At 61.2% G+C, this 5865-nt stretch carries 1 protein-coding gene and 2 pseudogenes; 1 reads left to right on the top strand and 2 read right to left on the bottom strand.

Going from position 1 to position 5865, the window contains the following annotated elements; genetic code table 11:
* Nucleotides 1-458 precede the first annotated feature (458 nt).
* Nucleotides 459-698 (top strand): annotated as a pseudogene (locus PMI36_RS04520) (DUF6124 family protein); the annotation flags it as partial.
* A 155-nt stretch (nt 699-853) separates the two neighbouring features.
* Here PMI36_RS04520 and PMI36_RS04525 read toward each other — a convergent pair.
* Both PMI36_RS04525 and PMI36_RS04530 read right to left on the bottom strand, forming a co-directional pair.
* Nucleotides 854-1192 (bottom strand): hypothetical protein, encoded by a 339-nt coding sequence (locus PMI36_RS04525; protein WP_008005691.1) that lies wholly within the window; start codon nt 1190-1192, stop codon nt 854-856.
* 147 nt (nt 1193-1339) lie between these two features.
* Nucleotides 1340-5865: pseudogene (locus PMI36_RS04530) on the bottom strand (LapA family giant adhesin); the annotation flags it as partial.

Below are 5865 nucleotides of genomic sequence, written 5' to 3'. Positions count from 1 at the left end.
AAAAGATCGCAGCCTTCGGCAGCTCCTACAGAGGTACACATTCCCCTGTAGGAGCTGCCGAAGGCTGCGATCTTTTGATCTTCCCAGGGGCGGCTGTGTCCTGCAGGTCCTAGGAGATTTCCTTCAAGTTGTAGCGGTTTTGGTGAACTTGTTTTGGCCAAAGTCCAAGGCTAGTCTGGCCTTGTCACTGAATAATCGGTGACACGGACGTGCAAGTCCGGGTAAAACGACCAACAATTCCTAGCTTATGCCATACGCCGGGCGTTTCATGCTCGCTGTATTTGCTTTATGGCGGCTGTGTGCGGGAGATCTTCGGGTCTGCCGAGGTTTTGTTGGTCTGATTCCTACTCGGTCTTGCACCCCACACATAGCTGCCACCTTATTCGCGTGCAAGCGAACTGGTTTCAGCTTCCATTTTGAGGAATCGAACTATGTTCAAAGTAACGCCGAATCCGCCCCGCAAAGGCCGCCTCTTCACCGTCTCCCCCGACATCGACACCGAAGCCCTTCTGGCCAACGCCTCCGAAGACTTGCTGTCCATCAGCGCCATCGCCGCCGACCTGGCGGATGATGTGGAAGGCTCACGGCGTTCAGTCGCCCTGGCCCTCAGCCGTTTGGCCGATGGCGTGCAGTTATTGGTGGAGCGGGCGCTGGATCACCTTGAGTCGCCGCAGATGCAGGCTCGGGCCGAGGTTTAGCAGGTCAGAGCGGTGGTGAGTTGAAGATCGCCTTCGCGAGCAAGCCCGCTCCCACACTGGATTTGTGTCGAACCGCAATCATGCGATCAACACAGAACTCATGTGGGAGCGGGCTTGCTCGCGAAGGCGCCAGTACAGGCGCCGACGAAGGGGCGTCAGATCAACCCCGTCTCATCATCATCGATCAATTGGCTCAACCCGCCCAACGCTTCACGGGCCTGGGTCCGGTCCATCAGCTTGGCTTGCGCGGCGGCCGGCAGGTCGGTGACGCGGATCACGCCTTTTTGGGTCAGCACCTGAATCAAGTCGTCGAGTACCCGGATCATTTCCAGGTCGCTCTGCTTGAGCTGCTTGAGGCTGGTCTCAACCACTTCGTGGGCATACCAGGCCTGGATTTCATGGTGATCGGCCGGCAGCGTTTCCGTGGCCTCGGCGTAGGCCGTGGCTTCCACGCGCACTAACTGACCTTGCGCATCGCGTTGCACGTAAAACATTGAGCATCCCTCGGAAATGGACCAGCGTCATGCTGTCAGCAGCATAGGCCAACGCAGGCGAGTATGCGGTGCGACGACGAAATCGTCACCCGTGAGATGGACGCAAACGTGACGGCCGCCCGGTCTGGGCGGCCGTCAGCCTGCTGATCAGCTGTTGTTGTGATCGACCTTGATGGTCGGGTCACTGCCGGCGATCAACGAGTTGATGCTGGCGCTGGACCAATTGTTGCCTTCCAGTTTGATCGTCACGTCCGGGGCGGCCGCTGCGGCATCGGCGCCGTTGAACTTGCCGCCAGAACTGACTTGCAGAGACGACACACCATCCACCGTGGTGATCTTCAGGAAGTTATCAATGGTGCTGCCGGTTTCGCCCTGCAACAGATCACGCAGGTCGATGCGGTCGCCTTCGCTGGCCTTGAAGTCCTTGATCACGTCGCTGCCGGTATCGCCAGCCTTCCAGATGAAGGTGTCGGCACCCGAACCGCCAATCAGGATGTCGTTGCCTTGACCACCGATCAGCGAGTCATTGCCGCTGCCTCCCAGCAGAATGTCATTGCCCTTGCCGCCGTCGAGGAGGTCGTTGCCACCCTGGCCGAAGAGAATGTCGTTGCCCGCGCCACCCAGCAGCGTGTCGTTACCGTCGTGGGCGCCAGACACGTCGAACGCGGTGTAGTGCTCGGTAATGTACTGGTGCACGTTGCTGGTGGTGACTTTGCTGGCGTCGACGCCGGTCTGTTGGGCCACGAACGCCTGCATGGCCTGATAACCCTCGCCGGCAATGCCATTGAAGCTCACCAGATCGCCGAACAGCAGGTCGTTGCCGTCACCGCCGCTGACCGTGTCGGCGCCCGGCATCGTCGCTTCGGTATGGCCGATGATCGAGTTGGCCAGGTCTTTCGGGTCGATGTTGGTTTGTGGCGTTTGATCCGAATCGTACGGCTTGAGGTCGCCGAGGGTGACGTCTGTGTTCAGGCCGATCGCTTCCACCGTCGACACGTTGCTCAGCAATGCGAAGCCGCTGGAGGAGTTGTCGATGGCGGTGGAATCGGTGCTGTAGCCGGTGCCATCGCGATAGGACAGCTCATAGGTGCCGTTGCCCTCGGCATGGAGAGTGCCCAGTTCAGAACTGTGCCAGTTGCCCTTTTTATTCTGAGTCAGCAGCGTGACGTTGCCAGCGCTGTCGATGGTCAGGTAGTGAGTGCTGTCCAGGTCAACGGAATAAGTCTGCCCCAATTTGTAATTGGTGGGGATGACGTCATCGAGCCTCACGTTACCGAACAAGGTCGGGTTGGTTTGCTCGCCACTCTGGTAGTAGGTCGGCTTGCCGTCGGTGATGAAGTACGTGAGGTTCTTCGCACCGGTGTTGGCCATCGCGTCGGCACTCTGGAACCAGTTGGCCGTGGTTTTGAACACGTCCTCGTAGTTGGTGCCGCCGCCGGACGACATCGAGTCCAGCACGGATTTGAGCAAGGTCAGTGCGTTCGGGTTGTTCAGGTTCACCGACACCGACTTGTTGACCTGGTTGTCGAAGTCCACCAGGAAGATGTTCACCGTCCCGGAGTTGCCGCCCATGCTTTGCTTGAGGGTGTTGAATACCGCGGTCAGCGAATCCTTGGCGGCGCTGATCGAAGAAGGGCTCATGCTGCCCGAGCTGTCGACCATGAAGGCGATGTTGTAGTTGGTGCCCGGCACCACGGTCAGCCCGCCGATATCGGCGACCATGATGTCGTTGCCGTCGGTGCCGGTGATGGTGTCGTCGGCCGCTGTGGCGGTGGTGGCGTTGTAAACCGCCGGGTACACCGTGACCGGGATCTGCGCGGTACTCGGTGCCGAACCGCCATGGGCTTCGGTGGATGTCGATGTCACGGTCAGGGTGAACTGGCCGTTGTAGTACGGCGGCGGGGTGACGGTCAGCGTGCCGAGGTTCCAGCCGGTGACGTTGGCTTCACCGTTGGTGGTGGTGAAGGTGTGGCCCGCGCCATCGCTGAGCACCGAGCCCTCCGGCATGCCGCTGATCTTCACGCTCAGGCTTTCAGAGCCGTCGGTGTCGGTAAGCGCCGTTTTGATCGCGGACAGGTGAACGCTGGTGCCTTCGGCGCCTTCGTTGAGTTTGTAGCCGTCGTAGTAGCCTTCGCCATTGGTGCCGTGCAGGTCGGACACTGTCACGCCAGAAGCGGCCAGATCCGCCACGCCGGTGTACAGCGGCACGCCGGCACTGCTCAGGTCGACCGCCGCACCGCCGTTGACCGACAGGTTGACGTCATAGCTGCCCGGGCCACTCTGGTTGTGGTGGTAGATGTCCAGGGTGTAATAACCGCTGGTGGTCGGGATGAACGAACCGTTCAGGTTACCGCCCGCGCCCCAAGTGATTGCGGCCACGTTTTTACCGCCGATGGTCACCAACAGGCTGTCGTCACCGGTACCGCTGAAGGTGTACGTCTTGCCGGCTTCGAGGTAAATCAGGCCCGACGTTTTCGACGCCGTGCCGGCCGTGACACTGCCGTTGGACTGCACATTGGTCACGGTGCCGCTGGAGTTCGGTGTACCCGCGCCGTCGATGACCGATTTCAGCGTGCTGGAAGACGCGCCGCTACCATCGGTGCCAAGGCCCGACAGACCGGTCCAGACTTCCTTGATCAGCCCGGTGGACTTGACGCTGTTGTCCGCGACGCTCAGGGATGGCGCGTCGGCAACCGGTGTGATGTCGATTTTCACCGTGCCGGTGTTGCCCAGCAGTTGACCGTCGGTTGGCTGGAACTTGATCTGCGCGTAGTCCGCTTGTTTGTTGCCCACGCCGGTGCCGCCGTAGCCATCGACGCCCGATTCGTTGGCATCTGGCGTGAAGCGCAACTTGCCGGCGTCGATGTCGGCCTTGCTGACGGTCTGGTTGGTCGCCACGTCTTTCCAGGTAGCACCGTCCAGGTACTGCAACTTGCCATCGCCCGGCAGCTGAGTGATTTTCACCCCCAGGTTGGCGGTGGGGCTGTCGACATCGCTGATGCCGAAGGTCGACCAGCCAAGAATCAGCGGGGTGTCTTCGGTGCCGGTGACGTTAACCGGTGCGGCGGTTGGCGCGTCGTTCACAGCCACCACGTTGACGGTGGTGGTCGCGGTGTTGGAGTAGTTGCTGCCATCGGTCACCGTCACGGTGATGATCCGCGGCACGGTGCTCGGATCCTCACTGCTGTTGGTGAAGCTGATGTTTTTGATCTGCTGCATGTAATCGGCCAGCGTCGCGTTGCCCGACAGAGTCAGGGTGACGGTGCCGTCCTGGCTGTTGGCGTTGATGCTGATGCCGTTGACGCTGTTGCCCAGGTTCAGCGCGTCGCCCGGCTGACGGTTGGTCAGCACGATGGTGGCGCCGGTCAGCATCGTGCTGTCCGGGTCGGTGATTTTCAGGTCGGTGTCGCCGATCGAGACGCCCTGGCCGGTAGTGCCTTCGGTGAAGGTCACGTTGTAGTTGGCCCCGGTGGCGCCGCTGGAGTTGTTGGCGTCCAGGTCGAGAACCGGCGCTGCATCGTTATCGGTGATCGAGGTGCTGACGCTGCCGTTGGTGGTGCTGACCGCGAGGTTTTCGAAGTTGCCGCCGGTGGCCGAGTCGATCTTGACCACGAAGTTCTCGGTGCCTTCGGTGAGCTTGTCGTCCAGCGTCGCGACGTTGAAGCTTGCGCTGCTGGCGCCCGCCGGGATTTTCACGGTGTACACGCCGGTGAAGTCCGAACCGTCGGTGGCGGTGCCGCTGTAGACGATTTTCAGGGTTACTTCGGTCTGCGCCGGGTGAGTCAGGCTGACGGTGTAGCTGGCGGTCTGGCCTTCGGCGACCGAGGTGCTGCCGCTGATGCTGACTTCGGTTTTGTCGATCGTGTCGGTGACAGTCGTGACCGCAGCAGTATTGCTGGTGACCAGGTTTTCGAAGTTGCCGCCGGTGGCGCCAGTGATGGTTGCTTCGACGGTGCCGGCGTCTTTGTAGACGTCGTCCTTCGGCGCATCGACAGTCACGGTGCCAGTGGTTTTGCCGGCGTCGATGGTGATCACGGCGCCATTGCTCAACGTCACGGTCACCGGAGTGCCGGCGGCGTTGGTCAGGGTCGCGGTGTAAGTGATCTGGCTACCTTCGGCGACCGAGTTGGTCGCGCTCAGGCTGAGGTTGGTGGTGTCGACTGTGTCGGTCACGGTGGTGCTGACCGGCGTTTTATCCGCCACCAGGTTCTCGTAGTTGCCGCCGCTGACGCTGGTGATCGAGTTGGTCAGCGGAACATGACCGGCCAATGCGTCGTTCGGTGCGGCGGTGGTCACAGTACCGGTGGTTTTACCGACTTCGATGGTGATCGTCTGACCGTTGGCCAAGGACACGGTGACCGGGCTGCCCGTCACGGGCGCACCGACAGTCGCGGTGTAAGTGACGGTGCCGCCTTCAGTTGCCGAAGCGGTGGCGTTCAGGGTGACGGTCGTGGTGTCGAGGGTGTCGGTGATGCTGGTTACTGCCGGGGCAGTGCTTGGCACCAGGTTTTCGAAGTTGCCACCGGTGGCGGTGGAGATGGTTGCCTGGACAGTGCCGGTGTCTTTGTAAACGTCATCGGATGGAGCCGGGACGGTAACGGTGCCTGTGGTTTTACCGGCGTCGATGGTGATGACGGCGCCGTTGCTGAGCGTGACGGTGACCGGAGTCCCGG

Source organism: Pseudomonas sp. GM79, assembly GCF_000282495.1.
In the GTDB taxonomy this organism is placed as follows: Bacteria; Pseudomonadota; Gammaproteobacteria; order Pseudomonadales; family Pseudomonadaceae; genus Aquipseudomonas.
The sequence above is the reverse complement of the archived record's forward strand: the minus strand, read 5'-3'. Positions and strand labels throughout refer to the sequence as shown.